General features: G+C 69.2%; 18 protein-coding genes. 10 read left to right on the top strand and 8 right to left on the bottom strand.

Annotated features, from left to right (window positions below; translation table 11 throughout):
* Positions 1-76: 76 nt before the first annotated feature.
* Positions 77-1,630, top strand: coding sequence for a glycosyltransferase 87 family protein (locus AB0F03_RS12430; protein ID WP_361989570.1), 1,554 nt, complete (start codon positions 77-79; stop codon positions 1,628-1,630).
* Between the two features lie 89 nt (positions 1,631-1,719).
* Here the strand turns inward: AB0F03_RS12430 and AB0F03_RS12425 are convergent, their stop codons facing one another.
* From AB0F03_RS12425 to AB0F03_RS12415, 3 genes are all read right to left on the bottom strand, one after another.
* A complete protein-coding gene (locus tag AB0F03_RS12425) occupies positions 1,720-2,751 on the bottom strand; it encodes an alanine racemase (RefSeq protein WP_361989568.1) in 1,032 nt (343 codons plus the stop codon).
* Positions 2,752-2,837: 86 nt separating this feature from the next.
* Complete coding sequence (locus AB0F03_RS12420) at positions 2,838-3,956, bottom strand: peptidoglycan bridge formation glycyltransferase FemA/FemB family protein (RefSeq protein ID WP_361989565.1); 1,119 nt, start codon at positions 3,954-3,956, stop codon at positions 2,838-2,840.
* Positions 3,957-4,079: 123 nt separating this feature from the next.
* On the bottom strand, positions 4,080-4,391 hold the full coding sequence (locus tag AB0F03_RS12415) for a hypothetical protein (protein ID WP_361989562.1): 312 nt from the start codon (positions 4,389-4,391) through the stop codon (positions 4,080-4,082).
* Between the two features lie 259 nt (positions 4,392-4,650).
* Between AB0F03_RS12415 and rpsF the strand changes: the two genes are divergently transcribed.
* The 4 genes from rpsF (at position 4,651) to rplI (ending at position 6,371) form a co-directional block, all read left to right on the top strand.
* Entirely contained in the window at positions 4,651-4,941 is a 291-nt protein-coding gene (gene rpsF / locus AB0F03_RS12410; RefSeq protein WP_121787906.1) for a 30S ribosomal protein S6, read from the top strand.
* 76 nt (positions 4,942-5,017) lie between these two features.
* On the top strand, positions 5,018-5,611 hold the full coding sequence (locus AB0F03_RS12405) for a single-stranded DNA-binding protein (protein ID WP_361989559.1): 594 nt from the start codon (positions 5,018-5,020) through the stop codon (positions 5,609-5,611).
* Positions 5,612-5,669: 58 nt separating this feature from the next.
* Positions 5,670-5,906 (top strand): 30S ribosomal protein S18, encoded by a 237-nt coding sequence (gene rpsR, locus AB0F03_RS12400; protein WP_003949403.1) that lies wholly within the window; start codon positions 5,670-5,672, stop codon positions 5,904-5,906.
* An 18-nt stretch (positions 5,907-5,924) separates the two neighbouring features.
* Positions 5,925-6,371, top strand: a complete 447-nt coding sequence (rplI, locus tag AB0F03_RS12395) for a 50S ribosomal protein L9 (RefSeq protein WP_361989556.1) — start codon at positions 5,925-5,927, stop codon at positions 6,369-6,371.
* 113 nt (positions 6,372-6,484) lie between these two features.
* On the opposite strand, the gene AB0F03_RS12390 is transcribed toward rplI, so the two are convergent.
* Positions 6,485-7,822: an MATE family efflux transporter gene (locus AB0F03_RS12390; protein ID WP_361989553.1), complete on the bottom strand. Its 1,338-nt coding sequence runs from the start codon at positions 7,820-7,822 to the stop codon at positions 6,485-6,487.
* Between the two features lie 481 nt (positions 7,823-8,303).
* Here AB0F03_RS12390 and dnaB point away from each other — a divergent pair, with 481 nt between their 5' ends.
* Entirely contained in the window at positions 8,304-9,782 is a 1,479-nt protein-coding gene (gene dnaB / locus AB0F03_RS12385) for a replicative DNA helicase (RefSeq protein ID WP_361989550.1), read from the top strand.
* A 329-nt stretch (positions 9,783-10,111) separates the two neighbouring features.
* A complete protein-coding gene (locus AB0F03_RS12380) occupies positions 10,112-11,563 on the top strand; it encodes an amidase (protein WP_361989547.1) in 1,452 nt (483 codons plus the stop codon).
* A gap of 146 nt (positions 11,564-11,709) precedes the next feature.
* Here AB0F03_RS12380 and AB0F03_RS12375 read toward each other — a convergent pair whose 3' ends face one another.
* Positions 11,710-12,906, bottom strand: coding sequence for an NAD(P)/FAD-dependent oxidoreductase (locus tag AB0F03_RS12375; RefSeq protein WP_361989544.1), 1,197 nt, complete (start codon positions 12,904-12,906; stop codon positions 11,710-11,712).
* Positions 12,907-13,028: 122 nt separating this feature from the next.
* On the opposite strand from AB0F03_RS12375, the gene AB0F03_RS12370 reads away from it, so the two are divergent.
* The gene (locus AB0F03_RS12370; protein ID WP_361989994.1) at positions 13,029-13,625 is read left to right on the top strand and encodes a helix-turn-helix domain-containing protein; all 597 of its coding nucleotides are present in this window, start codon (positions 13,029-13,031) and stop codon (positions 13,623-13,625) included.
* 198 nt (positions 13,626-13,823) lie between these two features.
* Here AB0F03_RS12370 and AB0F03_RS12365 read toward each other — a convergent pair whose 3' ends face one another.
* Positions 13,824-14,936 (bottom strand): NAD(P)/FAD-dependent oxidoreductase, encoded by a 1,113-nt coding sequence (locus tag AB0F03_RS12365; protein WP_361989541.1) that lies wholly within the window; start codon positions 14,934-14,936, stop codon positions 13,824-13,826.
* Between the two features lie 70 nt (positions 14,937-15,006).
* On the opposite strand from AB0F03_RS12365, the gene AB0F03_RS12360 reads away from it, so the two are divergent.
* Positions 15,007-15,711, top strand: a complete 705-nt coding sequence (locus AB0F03_RS12360) for a TetR/AcrR family transcriptional regulator (RefSeq protein ID WP_361989539.1) — start codon at positions 15,007-15,009, stop codon at positions 15,709-15,711.
* 76 nt (positions 15,712-15,787) lie between these two features.
* Here AB0F03_RS12360 and AB0F03_RS12355 read toward each other — a convergent pair whose 3' ends face one another.
* Together AB0F03_RS12355 and AB0F03_RS12350 are read right to left on the bottom strand one after the other, a co-directional pair.
* The gene (locus AB0F03_RS12355; RefSeq protein WP_361989536.1) at positions 15,788-16,540 is read right to left on the bottom strand and encodes a dienelactone hydrolase family protein; all 753 of its coding nucleotides are present in this window, start codon (positions 16,538-16,540) and stop codon (positions 15,788-15,790) included.
* A 194-nt stretch (positions 16,541-16,734) separates the two neighbouring features.
* Positions 16,735-18,075, bottom strand: coding sequence for a phosphatase PAP2 family protein (locus AB0F03_RS12350; RefSeq protein ID WP_361989534.1), 1,341 nt, complete (start codon positions 18,073-18,075; stop codon positions 16,735-16,737).
* A gap of 333 nt (positions 18,076-18,408) precedes the next feature.
* On the opposite strand from AB0F03_RS12350, the gene AB0F03_RS12345 reads away from it, so the two are divergent.
* Positions 18,409-19,794: a serine hydrolase domain-containing protein gene (locus tag AB0F03_RS12345; RefSeq protein ID WP_361989531.1), complete on the top strand. Its 1,386-nt coding sequence runs from the start codon at positions 18,409-18,411 to the stop codon at positions 19,792-19,794.
* Positions 19,795-19,855 lie beyond the last annotated feature (61 nt).

Raw genomic sequence — 19,855 nt, 5'->3', positions numbered from 1 at the left:
GAAACACGGGCCGCCGCACCCACGAGGTGCGGCGGCCCTCGGCGTGTTCCGGGGCAGGTACGGCAGGATGTGCCTCATGCCCAGTGCAGAGATGACGCCCGCGAGCATGCGCGAGCCCGAGCCCGTGCGGGCCGCCACGGCACTACCGGTGCAGCCGACCAGGGAGGACGAGGTCGCCGCCGCCGGCAGTGAGCTGATCGGCGGCCCGCTGGGGCAGCGCGCCCTGTCCGGGATCTCCTGGTGGACGCCCGTACGGATCGTGGTGCTCGTGGCGATCGGCATGTTCGCCCTCGGTCTCGTCCAGAAGGCGCCCTGCTACCACAGTGCCTGGTTCTTCGGCGCCAGCAGCCAGTACACGCACGCCTGCTACTCGGACATCCCGCACCTCTACCAGGGCCGTGGGTTCGCCGACCATCTCGTGCCGTACTTCGACAAGCTGCCGGGCGACATGGGCTACCTCGAATACCCGGTACTGACCGGCCTGTTCATGGAGGTGGCCTCCTGGCTGACCCCGCACAGCGGCAGCATCCAGCACCAGGAGCAGTGGTACTGGTTCGTCAATGCCGGGATGCTGATGGTGTGCGCCGCGGTCGTCGCCGTCTGCGTGGCCCGCACCCATCGCCGGCGCCCCTGGGACGGCCTGCTGGTCGCCCTGGCGCCCGCCTTCGCCCTGACCGCGACCATCAACTGGGACCTGCTGGCGGTGGCTCTGACGGCCGCCGCGATGCTGATGTGGTCGCGGGGCCGGGCCCTCGCCTTCGGCGTCCTGCTGGGCCTCGCCACGGCCGCCAAGCTGTATCCCGTCCTGCTGCTCGGTCCGCTGCTGGTGCTCTGCTGGCGGGCCGGCAGATGGCGGCAGCTCGGTCAGGCCGTGGCCGGCGCGGTGGTCGCCTGGCTCGTGGTGGACCTGCCCGTGATGCTCACGCACGACGCGTCGGGCTTCCACATCCGCGAAGGCTGGGCGAAGTTCTACACCTTCAGCGAGGAGCGCGGGGTCGACTTCGGCTCCTTCTGGCTGATCTGGTCGCAGAACTCCAGCCACCCGCCCACCACCGGCTTCGTCAACAGCGCCGCCATGGTGCTGGTGGTGCTGTGCTTCCTCGGCATCGCCGCGCTGGCGTTCACGGCTCCGCGCCGCCCGCGCTTCGCTCAGCTGGCGTTCCTGATGGTGGCGGCCTTCGTCCTCACCAACAAGGTCTACTCCCCGCAGTACGTCCTGTGGCTGGTGCCGCTGGCGGTCCTCGCCCGGCCCAAGTGGCGCGACTTCCTGGTCTGGCAGGCGTGCGAGGTGGCGTACTTCCTGGGCATCTGGCTGTACCTCGCCTACACGACCAGCGGTGAGGCCCACAAGGGCCTGCCGACGCAGGGCTACCACTGGACGATCGTCGTCCATCTGCTGGGCACGCTGTACCTGTGTGCCGTCGTCGTACGGGACATCCTCATGCCGGAGCGGGACGTCGTGCGCAGGGCCGGAGACGACGATCCCTCGGGCGGGGTGCTCGACGGCGCGGAGGACGCCTTCGTGTTCGGCGCGGCGGCCCGTCCGTCGCCGCACGCGGCCCGCTTCCAGGGGCCGCAGGTGGACTGGGGCAGGCCCGGAACACCGGCCGGCAACGACAGTTCGCTCTGAGCGAACAGCCCTCCCCTTCACCTGTCAGATCATGCAGAAGGCCGTACGCCGGAATCCCGGGGTACGGCCTTCGCGCTGTCCGGACGGGCTCAGCGGTCCACGATCCGGTCGAACTGGGTGGTGGTGTGCCGCAGATGCGCCACCAGCTCGTCACCGACCTTCGGCTCGGGGGCGTCCGCGGGGACGAACAGGATGGACACCTGCATGTGCGGCGGCTCGGCGAACCAACGCTGCTTGCCGCCCCAGACGAACGGCGAGAGGTTCCGGTTGACCGTGGCGAGCCCGGCCCGTGCGACGCCCTTGGCCCGCGGCATGACGCCGTGCAGGGCCTTCGGGGCCTCCAGGCCCACCCCGTGCGACGTACCGCCCGCCACGACCACCAGGAAGCCGTCGGAGGCCGCCTTCTGCTGCCGGTAACCGAACCGGTCGCCCTTCGCCACGCGTGTGACGTCCAGGACGGCACCGTGGTACTCGGTGGCGTCGTGGTCCCCCAGCCACAGCCGCGTGCCGATGCGGGCGCGGAACCGGGTCTGCGGGAACTGGTGCTGGAGCCGGGCCAGCTCGTCCGCCTTGAGATGGCTGACGAACATCGTGTGCAGCGGCAGCCGGGCCGCGCGCAGCCGGTCCATCCAGCCGATGACCTCCTCGACGGCGTCCGACCCGTCGGTGCGGTCCAGCGGCAGGTGGATGGCGAAGCCCTCCAGCCGGACGTTCTCTATGGCCTGGTGCAGCTGCGGCAGCTCCTGCTCGCTGACGCCGTGCCGCTTCATCGAGGACATCACCTCGATGACGACACGGGCGCCGACGAGGCCGTAGACACCGTCGATCGACGACACCGAGCGCACCACCCGGTCGGGCAGCGGCACCGGCTCCTCGCCACGCCGGTAGGGCGTCAGCACCAGCAGGTCACCGCCGAAGAAGTCCTTGATGCGCGCGGCCTCGTACGTGGTGCCGACGGCGAGCAGATCGGCACCGAGCCGTGTGGCCTCCTCCGACAGCCGTTCGTGCCCGAAGCCGTAGCCGTTGCCCTTGCAGACCGGGACCAGCCCCGGGAACTGCTCCTGCACGTGCTTGTGGTGCGCACGCCAGCGCGCGGTGTCGACGTAGAGCGTGAGCGCCATGGCCGGTCCCGGGACCTTTCTCGTGACTGCGGTGGATCGGTGAGGTGAGAACTTGTGAAGGCTATGGAATCAAACGCCCGCGCGGCTCAGCGGCGCGACATGTAGATGTCGAGCGCCTTGTGGAGCAGCTTGTTCAGCGGGAAGTCCCACTCGCCGAGGTACTCGGCGGCCTGGCCGCCGGTGCCGACCTTGAACTGGATGAGGCCGAAGAGGTGGTCGGTCTCGTCCAGCGAGTCGGAGATACCACGCAGGTCGTAGACGGTGGCGCCGAGCGCGTAGGCGTCGCACAGCATCCGCCACTGCATCGCGTTCGACGGCCGGACCTCGCGGCCGATGTTGTCGGAGGCGCCGTAGGAGTACCAGACGTGCCCCCCGACGATCAGCATGGTCGCCGCGGACAGGTTCACCCCGTTGTGCCGGGCGAAGTACAGCCGCATGCGGTTGGGGTCCTCGGTGTTGAGGGCCGTCCACATGCGCTGGAAGTACGACAGCGGGCGGGGCCGGAAGTGGTCGCGGACGGCCGTGATCTCGTACAGCCGCTGCCACTCGGCCAAGTCCTGGTAGCCGCCCTGGACGACCTCCACGCCGGCCTTCTCGGCCTTCTTGATGTTGCGGCGCCACAGCTGGTTGAAGTTCTTGTGGACCTCTTCCAGGGAACGGTTGGCCAGCGGCACCTGGTAGACGTAGCGGGGCTGCACGTCACCGAAGCCGGCACCGCCGTCCTCGCCCTGCTGCCAGCCCATGCGGCGCAGTTTGTCGGACACCTCGAAGGCGCGCGGCTCGATGAAGTCGGCCTCCAGGTCGCGCAGCCGCTTGATGTCCGGGTCCTGGATGCCCCTCTTGATGGTGTCCGCGTTCCAGCGCCGGATGATCACCGGCGGGCCCATCTTCACGGAGAAGGCGCCCTGCTGCTTCAGGTGCGCCAGCATCGGCTGGATCCAGTCGTCCAGGTTCGGCGCGTACCAGTTGATCACCGGGCCCTCGGGCAGGTACGCCAGATAGCGCTTGATCTTGGGCAGCTGGCGGTAGAGGACCAGGCCGACGCCGACCAGCTGGCCGCTCTTGTCGAACCAGCCGAGGCTCTCCGAGCGCCACTCGGCCTTCACATCGGCCCATGCCGGGACCTGCATGTGGCTCGCCGCAGGCAGGCTCTGGATATAAGCCAGATGTTGCTCACGGCTGATGGTCCTCAGGGTCAGGCTCATGTCGGGGCGCTCCTCGGGCTGGTGTGTCCCCATGGGTACAGGGGCTCCGGCTCTCGCGCCGAAGCCTACTGCGCCCCGCGAGCGCCCCGACTGGGCGTACGGGCCTTAGCCCGGACGGGTCAGCTAGATGAGCCCGCCGAACAGTCCGCCGTGTGCCATGCCGAGCAGGAAACCGATTCCCGAGGCACCGAGGCCCAGGATCAGACCGAAGCGCTCGCGAGTGGTCACGGAGATCCACTGTCCGTACAAGCCGACCAGGAGCCCGGCCAGGCCGGCCCAGGACGTCAGCAGGTGGAGGCCGTGGAAGAACGACGTGATGAAGGACAGCAGCCCCAGGACCAGCGTCACCGCCATGAGGGCGTCCTGGAGCGGATGGGACTTGCCGTCCGTCGCGAACAGGGATCCGGCTGTGTTGGGCTGCAATGCCTGTGCCATAGGGCACCTCCTGCGGAAGCGGCGCATCGTAGCGCCGTCGACACCCGATGCGTACAGATTGACGGCCTCGGCGCCAGGATTTCAACCGGAAGCGGGTGTGCGGGTAGTCTGTACCGTCTGCACGGTGTCTGCCCACGCCCACCGGGTGTCCCCTCGGGGCCCTCGATTGTCAGTGGTGGCCGATACCGTTGCGTACGCATCACAACCCTCCTGCCACGGAACGACCGTGGCCGCTGAGTCCGAAGGAGGTGGGTTCCACATGCGTCACTACGAGGTGATGGTCATCCTCGACCCCGATCTCGAGGAGCGTGCTGTCTCCCCGCTGATCGAGAACTTCCTGTCCGTCGTCCGTGATGGCGGCGGCAAGGTTGAGAAGGTCGACACCTGGGGCCGTCGTCGTCTCGCCTACGAGATCAAGAAGAAGCCCGAGGGCATCTACTCGGTCATCGACCTTCAGGCCGAGCCTGCGGTCGTCAAGGAGCTCGACCGCCAGATGAACCTGAACGAGTCGATCCTCCGGACCAAGGTCCTCCGCCCCGAGATGCACTGAGCTTCCGCTCAGCTGATCCCGGGACTCGAGTAGCAGCACCAAGCAGCCAGCAGCAAACCCGCCGAGAGGTTCCCCCATGGCAGGCGAGACCGTCATCACGGTCATCGGCAATCTTGTCGACGACCCCGAGCTGCGCTTCACCCCGTCCGGTGCGGCGGTCGCGAAGTTCCGCGTCGCGTCCACTCCCCGCACCTTCGACCGCCAGACGAACGAGTGGAAGGACGGCGAAAGCCTCTTCCTGACCTGCTCGGTCTGGCGTCAGGCGGCGGAGAACGTCGCCGAGTCGCTCCAGCGAGGCATGCGCGTCATCGTGCAGGGCCGGCTGAAGCAGCGGTCCTATGAGGACCGTGAGGGCGTCAAGCGCACGGTCTACGAGCTGGACGTCGAGGAAGTCGGCCCCAGCCTGCGCAATGCCACGGCCAAGGTCACCAAGACCGCCGGTGGTGGCGGCCGCGGTGGCCAGGGTGCCTACAGCGGCGGTGGCGGCGGCCAGCAGGGCGGCGGCTGGGGCGGTGGCTCCGGTGGCGCCCAGCAGGGTGCCGGCGCCGGCGCTCCGGCCGACGACCCGTGGGCGACCGGCACTCCCGCCGGTGGCAGCCAGGGTGGCGGCGGCTGGGGCGGAAGCTCCGGCGGCAACGGCGGCGGCTACTCGGACGAGCCCCCCTTCTAAGCCCTCGGGCTGAGGGTGGGTCGTATCCCAACTTCTTGATCACACAGGAGAAACACCAATGGCGAAGCCGCCTGTGCGCAAGCCGAAGAAGAAGGTCTGCGCATTCTGCAAGGACAAGGTCACGTACGTGGACTACAAGGACACGAACATGCTGCGGAAGTTCATTTCCGACCGCGGCAAGATCCGTGCCCGCCGCGTGACCGGCAACTGCACGCAGCACCAGCGTGACGTCGCCACGGCCGTCAAGAACAGCCGTGAGATGGCGCTGCTGCCCTACACGTCCACCGCGCGATAAGGGAAGGGTGACCCACTCATGAAGATCATCCTCACCCACGAGGTCTCCGGCCTCGGTGCCGCGGGCGACGTCGTCGACGTCAAGGACGGTTACGCTCGCAACTACCTGATCCCGCGGAAGTTCGCTATCCGCTGGACCAAGGGTGGCGAGAAGGACGTCGAGCAGATCCGTCGCGCTCGCAAGATCCACGAGATCCAGACCATCGAGCAGGCCAACCAGATCAAGGGCCAGCTCGAGGGCGTCAAGGTCACTCTGGCCGTCCGCTCCGGCGACTCCGGTCGTCTCTTCGGTTCCGTCACCCCGGCCGACATCGCCTCCGCGATCAAGGCTTCCGGTGGCCCCGAGGTCGACAAGCGCCGCGTCGAGCTGACCTCTCCGATCAAGACCCTGGGCGCCCACGAGACGTCCGTGCGTCTGCACCCCGAGGTTGCCGCCAAGGTCAACATCGAGGTCGTCGCGGCCTGATCGCTGCGTGATCACTGTGCTCACCTGAGCAGGTGAAAGGGGCCGTACCCGTAAGGGTGCGGCCCCTTCCCCATGGCCGGGAGCGGGGCCGCGTCGTGTTTCACGTGAAACGGTCAGCGGGCCGCGCCCGTCACGATCCAGCGGCCCGAGCGTGCACGGAGCCACAGGGTCAGCATGCGCACCGTCATCATCAGCGCCATCGCCGCCCAGATCGCGGTGAGCCCGCCACCGAGAGCGGGCACCAGCAGGGCCACCGGGGCGAACACCGCCAGGGTGACGACCATGGCCCAGGCCAGGTACGGGCCGTCGCCCGCGCCCATCAGAACCCCGTCCAGGACGAAGACGATCCCGCAGACGGGTTGGGAGAGCGCCACCAGCAGCAGTGCCGGCAGGGCGACATCCTGGACCACGGGATCATTCGTGAACAACGGCAGAAACAGCGGCCGGGCGGCCACCACGAGCAGGCCGAGTACGACACCGGTCGCGATTCCCCACTGGATCATGCGGCGGCATGCCTCGCGTGCGCCCTCGGCGTCCTCGGCGCCGAGGTACCGGCCGATGATGGCCTGCCCCGCGATGGCGATCGCGTCGAGCGCGAAGGCCAGCAGGTTCCACAGCGACAGGGTGATCTGATGGGCGGCGATGTCGGCGTCGCCGAGCCGTGCCGCGACCGCCGTCGCGATCATGATGATCGCCCGCAGGGACAAGGTGCGGACGAGGAGGGGGACACCCGCCCGGGCTGAGGCCCGGATGCCGGCGGCGTCCGGGCGGAGGGAAGCGCCGTGCCGTCGGGCCCCGCGGACGACGACGGCCAGGTAGACGGCCGCCATCCCGCACTGTGCGATGACCGTGCCCCAGGCGGAGCCGGCGATGCCGAGTCCGGCGCCGTAGACCAGTACCAGGTTCAGTCCGGCGTTGGCGACGAAGCCGCCGACCGCGACGTAGAGGGGAGTCCGGGTGTCGTGCAGGCCGCGCAGGACACCGGTGGCGGCCAGGACCGCGAGCATGGCGGGGATGCCCAGTGCGGAGATGCGCAGATACGTCGTGGCATAGGGGGCCGCTGTGGCGGAGGCGCCGAAGAGGTCCACGATCTCCGGGGCGAGGGACAGGACGACGGCGATGACCGCGGCACCGAGCAGCAGCGCCAGCCAGATCCCGTCCATGCCCTGCCGGATGGCTGCCTGGAGATCACCGGCTCCCACGCGGCGGGCGACGGCGGCCGTGGTGGCGTAGGCGAGGAAGACGAAGATGCTCACGGCGGTGGTGAGGAGCGCCGAGGCGACGCCGAGACCGGCGAGCTGAGCGGTCCCGAGATGGCCGACGATGGCGCTGTCCGCCAGCACGAACAGGGGCTCGGCGACGAGGGCGCCGAAGGCCGGGACGGCCAGTGCGACGATGTCCCGGTCGTGCCGTCGCCGGGTGGCGCGGGAGGTCGCTGGAGCCTGTGTCATGCGCGCCAATCTAATCGTCCACAGGTAAGTGATGCAACTAGCTATTGATCCTTACTTGCCATCTCATGGCGTGTCCTTTCGGGAACCGTTCGAAGCGATCTTGGTCCGATGGGGAAAGTTTTTCTTCTGCACAGCCGGTGGACGGCAAAAGCGCTGGTCAACGGGTTTCTCTCCAGGGTATCGAGGGCTTGTTCACAGGGCTGTCCACCGGGTCGTGCACAGGTTTCGGCGAGTTCTCCACAGCATCCGGGCGGTCGTCCACATGGCCTGTGGATAACCAGATTGGCTGACGGTGCCGACGGGCCTACCGTGGTCCGGCGCCCGCTCCTTCTCGCGGCCCCGGAAGCATCTCTGTTCCGGCCCGGGAAACGTCACAAATCAGACGCGTCACAAGCGGAGTTGGGCCTCTTGTTTGTCAGTGCCGTGCCGTACAAAAGACGTCACGGCGAGGTCCGCCGTGCGGACGGGAGGAGGTGGCTCGGTGAGCATTTCCGAGCCCTTGGACGATCCGTGGGCCGACAGTGGGCCCAGTGATCGTCTGCCGGCCTCCCGGCGGCGTGGTGACGGCGGCCGGGGCCGTGACGAACAGCACGACCGGGGCCGGGACAACGGTGCCTGGGAGGGTGCGGGCTCGTCCTTCGAGCGGGTGCCTCCCCAGGATCTGGACGCCGAGCAGTCGGTGCTGGGCGGCATGCTGCTGTCGAAGGACGCCATCGCCGACGTCGTGGAGGTCCTCAAGGGCCACGACTTCTACAAGCCCGCGCACGAGACGATCTACCAGGCCATCCTGGACATCTACGCCAAGGGTGAGCCGGCCGACCCGATCACCATCGCCGCCGAACTCACCAAGCGCGGCGAGATCAACAAGGTCGGCGGGGCCGCGTATCTGCACACCCTCGTCCAGACCGTGCCGACGGCGGCCAACGCCGAGTATTACGCGGAGATCGTCCACGAGCGGGCCGTCCTGCGCCGCCTGGTCGAGGCCGGCACGCGCATCACACAGATGGGATACGCGGCCGACGGCGACGTGGACGAGATCGTCAACAGCGCCCAGGCAGAGATCTACGCGGTCACCGAGCAGCGCACGAGCGAGGACTATCTGCCGCTCGGCGACATCATGGAGGGCGCTCTCGACGAGATCGAGGCGATCGGCTCACGCAGCGGTGAGATGACGGGCGTACCCACCGGGTTCACCGACTTCGACTCCCTGACGAACGGCCTCCACCCGGGGCAGATGATCGTCATCGCGGCCCGTCCCGCCATGGGTAAGTCGACGCTCGCACTGGACTTCGCGCGGGCCGCCTCGATCAAGAACAACCTCCCGAGCGTCATCTTCTCGCTCGAAATGGGCCGCAACGAGATCGCGATGCGACTGCTGTCCGCCGAGGCCCGGGTCGCCCTGCACCACATGCGCTCCGGCACGATGACCGACGAGGACTGGACCCGGCTCGCCCGCCGCATGCCGGACGTCTCGGCCGCACCCCTGTACATCGACGACTCCCCGAACCTGTCGATGATGGAGATCCGCGCCAAGTGCCGGCGCCTGAAGCAGCGCAACGACCTGAAGCTGGTCGTCATCGACTACCTCCAGCTGATGCAGTCCGGCGGCTCCAAGCGCGCCGAGAGCCGCCAGCAGGAGGTCTCGGACATGTCCCGTAACCTCAAGCTGCTCGCGAAGGAGCTGGAGGTCCCGGTCATCGCCCTCTCCCAGCTCAACCGTGGCCCCGAGCAGCGCACCGACAAGAAGCCGATGGTCTCCGACCTGCGTGAGTCCGGGTCCATCGAGCAGGACGCCGACATGGTCATCCTGCTGCACCGCGAGGACGCGTACGAGAAGGAGTCCCCGCGCGCGGGCGAGGCCGACCTGATCGTCGCCAAGCACCGTAACGGCCCCACCGCCACGATCACGGTCGCCTTCCAGGGCCACTACTCCCGTTTCGTGGACATGGCTCAGACCTGATCGGAGTTCTCGCGGGGTCTCAAGACCCGCTGCACCATCTCAGGCCCGGCTGCACATCGGCTGCACAGGTGAAGAGCCGATCAGACTCACTGTTCGGCCTGATCGACTTTCTGGACGACAGCAACCGGTACCCGGCCTCCGCCGCGATGTGGGCGGGCATCGGGGCGAGGCGGCCATGACGGCGGAGGCGAAGCCTCCGCGCGTCGCCGTCGCCAGCGGTCGGGCGAATTGCCCTCGGCTGGCAAGGACTTCATGAGTATGGGGACATCCAACCCGTTGTGCGAAGCGACATTTCGTGGCTTCTTCCAGAGGCCGATACGGTCCGATTCATGGAGTGGAATTTTGCGACGGCCGAAGAACTTGCGGCCGCCTTACGTGCCGGTGAAGTGACCTCGGCGGAACTGACCGACGAGGCGATCGCCCGTATCGAACGGGACGACAAGGAGATCAACGCGATCTGTGTGCCGGACTTCGACCGTGCCCGGGCCGCCGCGCGCGGTGCCGACCAGGCACGCGCCCGCGGTGAGGACGGGCCGCTGCTCGGCATTCCGGTGACGGTCAAGGAGTCCTACGACATCGCCGGGCTGCCCACGAACTGGGGCATGCCGCCGCACCGGGACTACCTGCCGGCCGAGGACGCGGTGCAGGTGTCGCGGCTCAAGGCCGCCGGCGCGGTGGTGCTCGGTAAGACCAATGTGCCCTTGGGGCTGCAAGATGTGCAGACCTTCAACCCGATCTACGGCACCACCAACAACCCGTGGGATCACGGTCGTACGTCGGGCGGATCCTCCGGTGGATCGGCGGCGGCACTGGCGTCCGGATTCGGCGTGCTGTCCATCGGCTCCGACCTCGCCGGTTCGTTGCGTACCCCCGCGCATTTCTGCGGTGTCTACGCGCACAAGCCGACGCTCGGGCTGGCGGCGAACCGCGGTATGGTCCCGCCGTCCGCGCCGGCACTGCCGGTCGACCTGGACCTCGCCGTCGTCGGTCCGATGGCACGCACTGCCCGCGACCTCACGCTCCTGCTCGATGTCATGGCCGGGCCGGACCCGCTGACGCTCGGTGTGGCGTACGACTTGGCGCTGCCGCCCGCGCGCCACGAGCGGCTCTGCGATTTCCGGGTCCTGGTCCTCGAGGAGCATCCGTTCATTCCGACCGGGTCCGCTGTACGGGCGGGCGTGAACAGGGTGGCCGACGCGCTTGCCGACGGCGGCGCCCGCGTCGAGCGGCACAGTCCGCTGCTGCCCGATCTGGCCGAAGCCGCGCTGCTCTACACGCAGTTGTTGTTTTCGAGCTCCGTCGCACGTTTTCCCGTCGAGGGGTATGAGCAGCTGCGGACACGCGCCGCCGGACTGAGCGCGGACGACCGGACTCTTGATGCGGCGCGGCTGCGCGCCATGGTGTTCAGCCACCGCGACTGGATGGAGGCGGACAACCGTCGCGAGCTCCACCGCCACGTCTGGCGGCAGCTCTTCGCCGAATTCGACGCCGTGGTGTGTCCCATCACGCCCACTCCCGCGTTCCCGCACGACCACAACCCCGATCCGAGGGAACGCCGGATCGACATCGACGGCGTCGAGTACCCGTACTTGGATCAGCTCGTCTGGGCCGGTCTACCCACCATGCCCGGGCTACCCGCCACCGCCATACCCGCGGGCCGATCCCCCGAGGGTCTGCCGGTGGGAGTGCAGCTCATCGGCCCGATGTTCGAGGACCGCACCCCGCTGCGGCTGGCCGAACTGCTCGAACGAAAGATCGGCGGCTTCCAGGCACCGAAGTAGGCGTACTGCCTGGGTGTCCGTCGAGGGCGGGGTGAGGATCGCGGCGAGATCCTCCGCATGCGCACAGTCGTTGCCCGGCATGCGAATGTCACCCGCCTCCGGCAACCCGGCACAAGGTCGTCGCCGCAGGGCAGCGGCGTGCACTCTCACTCGGCTTGCCGACGGCGGTATTCCGCTGCCCTGGCCTGGTAGTCCCGGTGCTCCCGCGCATGGTCCGGGGGCAGGTGCGGCGCGTTCGGGGACGTGGTGGCGAAGAACCGCTCGAGCGCGTTGTTCGAACCCATGGCGAGTTCGCCGGACCGGGCGAACATCGCCGCTTCATAGCGTGAGACAGCCTCGTCGAGGCCCGCCTCTTCCTTGATGGCGTGCGCGAGTTCGGCGCCGTCGAGCAGGGCGAGGTTCGCGCCGTGGCCACCGAAGGGAGCCATGACGTGGGCGGCGTCGCCGATCAGGGTGGCCCCGGGGACGCGGTCCCAGGTCAGCGGCGCGGGTAGTGCCCAGAAGGAACGCGACACGTAGTCACCGTCGTTGTCGGTGATCAGCGACCGCATGGCCGAGGACCAGCCGCTGAACTCCCGCAGCAGACAGGACCGGACGGACTCGCGGTCGGCGAGGCTCACCCCGGCCTTGACGTGCCAGTCCAGCTCGGCACGGAACGACACATAGCCGCGGACCACGCCGTTGCTGTTGCGCTGAACGATCACCGCGCGGCCGTCGCAGTCGTTGGCGAACATGTGCCCGGCACCGACGAGCGCGGCGATCGCGGGGTGCCGGGTGTCCACGGCGTCGAACCGTACGTCGAGGAAACAGACCCCCAGGTACTCCGGCACCGCGTCGGTGAGCAGGGGGCGAACCTTGGACCAGGTGCCATCGGCGCCGATCACCAGGTCCGCTTCCGCACTGGCACCGTTGGCGAATTCCAGGCGGTGCACGCCCTTGCCGAGCGGTGTCGCCTCGACGAGCTTGTGTCCCCAGCGGACCGTGCCGGGCCACAGGTGCTCGTGCAGCATGGTCCGTAGGTGCCCGCGGTCGATCTCGGGCGCTGCCCGGTCGCCCGCGGCGGGGGTGAACTCCGCCAGGACCGTGCCGTGGTGATCCCGGCGGCTCTTGGCTTGGCCCTCGACGCGGGCCGACGCCAGGAAGGCGTCCATCAGCCCGGCATCCTCCAACGCGATCTGGCCGGAGTCGGCGTGCAGGTCGAGCGTTCCTCCCGCGTCACGGGAGTCTGCGGCGGCATCGGCGTCGTACACCGTCGGCGCGATGCCGTGTCCTTGCAGGATCCGGGCACACATCAGCCCGGCGGGCCCGCCGCCGATGATGGCGATTCGGGGTGTGGTCGTCATGGTCCGCTCCTGTCGGTCGCGCTGTCCTGACCCCACGGACCGTAGATGCACCGGGTACAAACATGCAACCGTTACACTTAAGTACCGGCTCAACTTTCTGTTAGGGTCGGAGTGTGACCGAGATGGGGCGCCGTGAGCGCAAGAAGGCCGCCACCCGCCAAGCCCTGGCGGACGCGGCGCTGAAGCTGTTCCTGGAGCGCGGCTACGACGCGGTCGGCGTGCGGGAGATCGCCGAGGCCGCCGATGTCTCGGTGACCACGCTGTTCAAGCACTTCCCCGACGGGAAGGAAGCGCTGGTCTTCGACCAGGACACCGACCGTGAGGCCGCGCTGGTCGCCGCCGTCCGCGACCGCCCGTTCGGTCGTTCGATCCCGCAGGCGCTGCGTCAGTTGCTGCGCGAGGAGAGCTCCCGGCGTGTCCACAGCAACCCCCGCTTCGCCGAATTCCTCCGCCTGATCGACACCACGCCGGTGCTGCGTGAGTACGCCCGCCGCATGTGGCTGCGCCACGAGAACGCCCTGGCCGCCGCGATCGCCGCCGACACCGGGCTGCCCGCCGACGACGCCGGCTGCCAGGCACTGGCACACTTCGCTCTCGACGCCGTCACCCTCGTCCGGGGGCGGGAGGACACCGAGGCCGCCCTCGACCGGGTCTTCACCCTCCTCGACAAGGGATGGACCGGCACGACAGGGGAATCCCGAGGACACACGGGCACCTGAACGCCCTGCCGCACCCGGTCATGTCGCCGCAGGGTACCGACGACGGCCACCACGGATGCTCCCGACCCGCATCCCGAGCCGGGGGTGTCCCGGCTTCGTCTCCCTGCCACGCGCCGAGAGCGCCCCAGCGGCGGTGACCGTCGTGCGGTGAGTCCTTGAAACGCGGGGTGGCCGGGTGCCTGGTCACCTTCGGCCGCATCAGCCAGGTCGGAAGAACGCGAGCATTCTCTGGCCGGCGTCCGGCGACATCAGGATCTCCTGAACGTGCGCGGACTGCCGGCCGGCGGCGCTGGTGCGTGCGAACATCTCGCGTTCGTATTCTCTGACGGCGGTGCGAAAGTCGTCCGGGCGCGCGGCCAGCCGGAGGCCGAGCAGTGCGCCGTCGAGCAGCGCCATGTTGGCTCCCTGCCCCACCGGCGGCATCAGGTGCGCGGCATCGCCGAGCAGTGTGACGCCCGGTGTCGACGGCCAGGTCAGGCCGACCGGGAGAGTGGTGATCGAGCGGGGCAGGATCATGTCGTCGCAGGCGGCGATCAGTGCGGTGAACCGTGAGTCCCAGCCGGCGTAAAGGTCGGTCAGCCGCACCCGGGCGGCGGCTGGGTCGTCGAACGGGATCCCGCTGGTGGCGAACCAGTCCGCGGCGGTGCAGAAGCTGAGGTAGATGCGTACGCGGCCGTCGCCGTTGCGCTGCGCCGACAGGGACTGTCCGTTGCCGAGCACCCAGAAGTTGCCTCGTCCCACCATCGCCGCGAGGTCGGGATGAGTGCGGTCGATGTCGGGAATGCCGAGCTCGACGACGTTCTGGCCGGTGTGCGCCGGGCGAGCGTCGGTGAGAAGCGTGCGGACCCGGGAGTCCGCGCCGTCGGCGCCGACCAGCAGGTCATACGTCGCGCTGCTGCCGTCGGCGAAGTGCAGTGAGCCGTGGTCGGCGTACTCGACCGCGTGCCCCCAGCGCACCGCGTGTGCGGGGAGGGAGTCCAGCAGCAGGTTGCGCAGATCGGCGCGGTCGACCTCAGGTCGTTCGACCGGGGAGTCGTCGGGCGTGTCCTCCTGGAGCAGCAGGGTGCCGTCCGGCACGAGAAGCCGGAGGTCCTGGCCTTCAGGGCGGGCGATGGCGTGGAACTGGTCGATCAGGCCGGCCTCGCGCAGCGCCCGCTGTCCGGTGCCGGAGTGCAGGTCGAGCATGCCGCCCTGACCACGCGCGCCGCGTGACGGTTCGCGTTCGTACACGACGGCGTCCATGCCGTTCATGTGGAGCACACGGGCGAGAACCAGGCCCGCGAGTCCGGCTCCGACGATGGCGATGGTCATGGTCACCTCTCTCGATACGTCGTATTAGCTCAATACACCGTACCGGGCGGTGCTAGGTATGGTTAGCGGCATGTTGGTGTGGGAGAGGCCGGAGCCACCGAACCGACCCGTGCCGGCCCCGCTGAACCGGGAGCGGATCGTGCGAGCGGCGATCCGGTTGGCCGACGCGGACGGCCTGGAGGCGGTGTCGATACGCAAGGTCGCCACCGCGCTCGGCGTCGGGCCGATGCGGCTGTACGGCTACATCACCAGCAAGGAGGAATTGCTCGATCTGATGGTCGACGCGGTCCACGCGGAGATCCGGCCGGTCGGAGACGGCTGGCGGGAGGTGCTGCGGTCTCTTGCCGAGACCACCCGGCAGGCCGCTCACGAGCACGAATGGCTCGCCGATCTGCTCGGTGGTCGTCCGCAGCTCGGGCCGCACGCACTGGCCAGGGGGGAGGCCGTGATGGCCGCGCTGGGCGGCGTTGATGTGGACGCCGTCATGCCGGTGGTCACCGCGGTCGACGCGTACGTGATCGGAGCGGTGCGTCGGGAGATCGCCGAGCGGCGAGCCGAGCGGGCCACCGGGATGGACGAGAAGCGTTGGCAGGCCGCACTCGGGCCCTATCTGGAGCGGACCTTCGCCACCGGCCGATTCCCCGCGCTGGCCACGGTGGTCCGCGATGCCGCCCACCTGGACGCCGACCATACCTTCCGGATGGGTCTCGACTTCCTGCTCGACGGCATCGAAGCCCGCCTCTCAAGGGGCCGCGCGGCCGAAGGACCGGACTGACAGCGCGATCCGGCCCTTGCAGCCGCTGCTCATGCAGCGCCTCAGGCGCTGTGTCCTTTCTCCCGCTGTCGCGTCATCACGACGGCAGTCCTGAGGCTCCGGCTCGCTCCGTTACGGGCAGGCACTCGGCGAGCAGGCCGATGATGTCGCGCCAGGCTCGCTGCGCGTGTCGCGGGTGGTAGCCGACGCCGGGGCGCACCGTGTGGTCGACCGGCGGGTGGTGGAAGGCGTGCAACGCTCCGCCGTAGACCACGAGGCGCCAGTCGACGCCCGCGGTCTGCATCTCGGCGGCGAACGCGTCCCGTTGTGCCGGCGGCATGATGGGGTCCTCCGAACCGACCCCGGCCCACACCGGGCAGCGGATGCGCGCCGCCTCGCCCGGTCGGCCCGTGGTCAGCGCGTTGACCGTCCCGATCGCGCGCAGGTCGACGCCGTCGCGCCCGAGTTCCAGCCCGATGGCGCCCCCGGTGCCGTAGCCGATAGCGGCGATCCGGTCGGGGTCGGTCCGCGGTTCCGCTCGCAGCACGTCGAGCGCCGCGTGGCCGATGCCCCGCATCCGGCCGGGGTCGGCGAGCAGCGGCATGCACCGGGCCAGCATCTCCTCGGGGTCGCCCAGATAGCGCCCGCCGTGGAGGTCGAAGGCCAGCGCTACGTATCCCAGCTCGGCGAGCGCGTCGGCCCGGCGGCGTTCGACGTCGCTGAGTCCCGGGCCCTCCGGTCCGAGCAGCACCGCGGGCCGGCGGCCGACACCGGCGGGGAGCGCGAGGTGTCCGATCATCGTCAGGCCGTCGGCCGGGTACTCGACCGTGCGCGTGGTTACCGTCGTCATGAGACCGGACTGTAATGATCGTCGAGCCCGGTCGGACCGGTCTTCACCGTCGGCAGAACGGCGCGGGTGAACGGCGCGAGTGTGAACCGTACGCCTCACAGCGCCGGCACCTGACCTGAGTGGTTACGGCTGCCAGGCGGGTGTCCGCCCGGCAGCGGCGGGTGTGAGGGACGCCCTCGGATTCGCTCCGGGTCTCAGACCAGTTCCGGCTGGGGTTCCGGTTGGGGGACCGGTGCGGTTTTCGGTTCCCACGGTCGGGTGGTCCGTACGTAGCTGTAGATCACGGAGACCATCGCCAGAACGAGGAGTGGCCCGAACACCGACGGATGGTCGGCCATGTGCACCGGCAGATAGCGGTAGGACACCAGCAGAGCGGCGAAGACCGTCGTGCCGTAAGCGACGAGCTGGATTCCCGACCGGTCCCAGCCGCGTTCGAGCGAGCGCAGAGCCGCCTCGATCGTGAGGGTGAACACCACGCCGGCGATGATGTCCGTGCCGTAGTGGTAGCCGAAGCCCAGGGTGGCGCCGAGTGTGGCGATCAGCCAGAAGGTGCCGGCGAAGCGCAGAAGCCGCGGGGCCTTGCGGGAATGTATGAAGATCGCGGTGGCCCACGCGGTGTGCAGGCTCGGCATGCAGTTGCGCGGGGTGATCCCGTCGAACGGCATGTCGTGCGGGGTCGCCATGACCGGCGGTGTGTGCGGCCACTGGTCGGCCACCGCCCAGTGCCCGCCGTCGGCGCCGTAGGCGAAGATGGGTCCGACCACGGGGAAGAGCATGTAGATGCCGGGCCCCAGGAGGCCGATCACCAGGAAGGTGCGCACCAGATGGTGGCGCGGGAACCGGCGCTCGGCCGCCACGTTGCGCAGCTGGTAGAGCGCGACTACGACCGCGGCCACCGCGAGCTGGATGTAGACGTAGTCGAGGACATGGTCGCCGATCGGGCCGGTGGCCCTGACGATCCGGCCTGCCACCCAGGACGGGTTGCCCAGCGCGTGATCGGCGGTCGCCACGTACTGGTCGAGCACCGTCGGCCGGGTCTTCGACGTGATGAGCAGCCAGGTGTCACCGGTCTTGCGGCCGGCCACCAGGATCAGGCCCAGCCCGACGCCCTTCAGCAGCAGGACGCGTTCCCGTCCGGTGCGACGCGTGACAGCGATGACCGCGTAGCCCAGGACCACCCACAGCGCGCCGTTGCCGAAGCCCAGCTTGGCGTCGGCCGCCCAGCGCACCAGCAGGAAGACGACGTCGATGCCGATCGCGACACCAGCGGCGATCAACCGTTGCCGCCAGGTGAGTACGACCATCATCAAAGCCATGCTGGCGTACAGCAGGGGCCCCGATTTCGGGGCGACCACGACTTCTTTCACCTGGTTGGTGATCGGCCCCGGCAGGCCGTAGCGACGAGCGGCGATCTCCAGCGCGATGAGGAACACGAGGGCCACCACGCCCACCGCGGCCCACAGCAGGGGCCGTGGACGGCGCCACGCGGAAGATTGGATTCCGCGCCTTATTCGTGAAAATACCCGCGATGCCATAAGTATCAATGGTTCGGCCGATTTGATAGGGGCTGGTGGAATGGGTCACTCATCGTGCTGGCCGGCATGGTTTTCCGGTAAGGGCAGGTGATGGGGCGATCGTCGTAAGTTAGAACATGTTATCGGAGTGGTGCGAGTGGGTTTCGTCGGTCACCGATCCCGTGAAGGCCGGTGGCTCCGGCGCTCATTGGCTCAACGCGCCGGGAGATGACCATGGCACTGTCCGCCCCGCCGGTACAGTCCCCTCTTCGGTCCGCGCGTCCTTCCGGCCATGCCCTCGCACCGCGCAGGTCCACATTCGACGTCCGGCGCCGCAACCGGTGGACTGTGCCCATGACGTCATCTCAGGAAGTACTGCTCCCCGGCACCCGGCGTGCCTTGCTGCACCGGATCGCCGTCGCACAGGCCGAGGGGCGGGCTCCCTCGCTCGTTGCCGCCGTCGTACGGAACGGACAGACCGTGTGGCACGGTGCGCGGACCTCCGTGGACGGGCACGGCCCGGACGGGACCGTGCAGTACCGGATCGGCTCCCTCACCAAGATCTTCACCGCCGTGCTGGTGATGCGGCTGCGCGACGAGGGTGCGCTCGACCTCGGTGATCCGCTGGAGAGGCATCTGCCCGGCACCGGCGTGGGGGAGGCCACGATCGCGGAACTGCTCGCGCACACCGCGGGGTTGGCGGCCGAGTCACCCGGTCCGTGGTGGGAGCGCACCCCTGGTGCGCTACGGCCCGAGCTGAGCGATGTGCTCGGTGACCAGCCCCTGCTGCATCCTGTCGGCCGGCGCTTCCACTACTCCAACCCCGGTTACACGGTGCTCGGCGCCCTGGTGGAGGAGGTGCGCGGCGCTTCCTGGGAGAAGGTGCTGCGCGACGAGGTCCTGGAGCCACTGGGACTGCACCGGACGAGCGCTCAGCCGCGGGCCCCGCACGCGGGTGGCTGGGCGGTGCACCCGTGGGCCGATGCCCTGCTGCCCGAGCCGCTGGAGGACCTGGGCCGGATGGCGCCGGCCGGCCAGCTCTGGTCGACCACGGGGGACCTGGCGCGGTTCGCCGCCTTCCTGGCCCGGGGAGACGACCGGGTCCTGAGTGCGGAGTCGGTACAGGAGATGCGCACCCCCGCGGCTCCCACCGAGTCCGCGGACGTGATGGACGGGGCCACCTACGGCCTGGGGATGCAGATCCAGCGGCGCGACGGCCGGCTCCTCGTCGGGCACTCCGGTTCCCTGCCGGGATTCCTGGCGAACCTCACCCTCAGCGTGGAGGACGACGTGGCCGCGGTGGTCCTCGCCAACTGCACGAGCGGACCGCTGCTGGGTGCGGTGGGCGCGGACCTCGTCCGGATCGTCGCCGAGGCGGAGCCGCGGATCCCCGAGCCCTGGCGGCCCCTGCGGGAGGTGGATCCGGCGGTGCTGGAGCTGGCGGGGCAGTGGTACTGGGGCACGCATGCCTTCGCCCTGCGAGCGACCGCCGACGGCCTCCTCGTGCTGGCACCGTTGAGCGGTGGCGGCCGCCGTGCCCGCTTCCGCCCGAACGGCGACGGCACGTGGACGGGTGTGGAGGGCTACTACGCCGGCGAACCGCTGCGGCCGGTACGGGGCTCCGACGGAACCGTGAACCACCTCGACCTCGGCTCGTTCGTGTTCACACGGCAGCCGTACGATCCTGCGGCACCGGTTCCCGGCGGGGTCGACGCCGAGGGGTGGCGGGGCATCGGCTAGCCGCACGACATCCAAGAGGTGTGTTTCACGTGAAACACACCCCTTGCTCGGTTCCCGGCCC

This window comes from Streptomyces sp. NPDC028722 (assembly GCF_040637655.1).
Classification (GTDB): Bacteria; Actinomycetota; Actinomycetes; order Streptomycetales; family Streptomycetaceae; genus Streptomyces.
The sequence above is the reverse complement of the archived record's forward strand: the minus strand, read 5'-3'. Positions and strand labels throughout refer to the sequence as shown.

Excerpts from the sequence above, each read along its gene's own strand:
- rpsR (WP_003949403.1), top strand. The coding sequence starts at position 5,670 with ATGGCGAAGCCGCCTGTGCGCAAGCCGAAGAAGAAGGTCTGCGCATTC.
- AB0F03_RS12375 (WP_361989544.1), bottom strand. The coding sequence starts at position 12,906 with ATGACGACCACACCCCGAATCGCCATCATCGGCGGCGGGCCCGCCGGG.
- AB0F03_RS12355 (WP_361989536.1), bottom strand. The coding sequence starts at position 16,540 with ATGACGACGGTAACCACGCGCACGGTCGAGTACCCGGCCGACGGCCTG.
- AB0F03_RS12360 (WP_361989539.1), top strand. The coding sequence starts at position 15,007 with ATGTTGGTGTGGGAGAGGCCGGAGCCACCGAACCGACCCGTGCCGGCC.
- AB0F03_RS12365 (WP_361989541.1), bottom strand. The coding sequence starts at position 14,936 with ATGACCATCGCCATCGTCGGAGCCGGACTCGCGGGCCTGGTTCTCGCC.
- AB0F03_RS12345 (WP_361989531.1), top strand. The coding sequence starts at position 18,409 with ATGACGTCATCTCAGGAAGTACTGCTCCCCGGCACCCGGCGTGCCTTG.
- rpsF (WP_121787906.1), top strand. The coding sequence starts at position 4,651 with ATGCGTCACTACGAGGTGATGGTCATCCTCGACCCCGATCTCGAGGAG.
- AB0F03_RS12415 (WP_361989562.1), bottom strand. The coding sequence starts at position 4,391 with ATGGCACAGGCATTGCAGCCCAACACAGCCGGATCCCTGTTCGCGACG.
- AB0F03_RS12390 (WP_361989553.1), bottom strand. The coding sequence starts at position 7,822 with ATGACACAGGCTCCAGCGACCTCCCGCGCCACCCGGCGACGGCACGAC.
- rplI (WP_361989556.1), top strand. The coding sequence starts at position 5,925 with ATGAAGATCATCCTCACCCACGAGGTCTCCGGCCTCGGTGCCGCGGGC.
- AB0F03_RS12380 (WP_361989547.1), top strand. The coding sequence starts at position 10,112 with ATGGAGTGGAATTTTGCGACGGCCGAAGAACTTGCGGCCGCCTTACGT.
- AB0F03_RS12405 (WP_361989559.1), top strand. The coding sequence starts at position 5,018 with ATGGCAGGCGAGACCGTCATCACGGTCATCGGCAATCTTGTCGACGAC.
- AB0F03_RS12370 (WP_361989994.1), top strand. The coding sequence starts at position 13,029 with ATGGGGCGCCGTGAGCGCAAGAAGGCCGCCACCCGCCAAGCCCTGGCG.
- AB0F03_RS12420 (WP_361989565.1), bottom strand. The coding sequence starts at position 3,956 with ATGAGCCTGACCCTGAGGACCATCAGCCGTGAGCAACATCTGGCTTAT.
- AB0F03_RS12350 (WP_361989534.1), bottom strand. The coding sequence starts at position 18,075 with ATGGCATCGCGGGTATTTTCACGAATAAGGCGCGGAATCCAATCTTCC.
- AB0F03_RS12430 (WP_361989570.1), top strand. The coding sequence starts at position 77 with ATGCCCAGTGCAGAGATGACGCCCGCGAGCATGCGCGAGCCCGAGCCC.
- AB0F03_RS12425 (WP_361989568.1), bottom strand. The coding sequence starts at position 2,751 with ATGGCGCTCACGCTCTACGTCGACACCGCGCGCTGGCGTGCGCACCAC.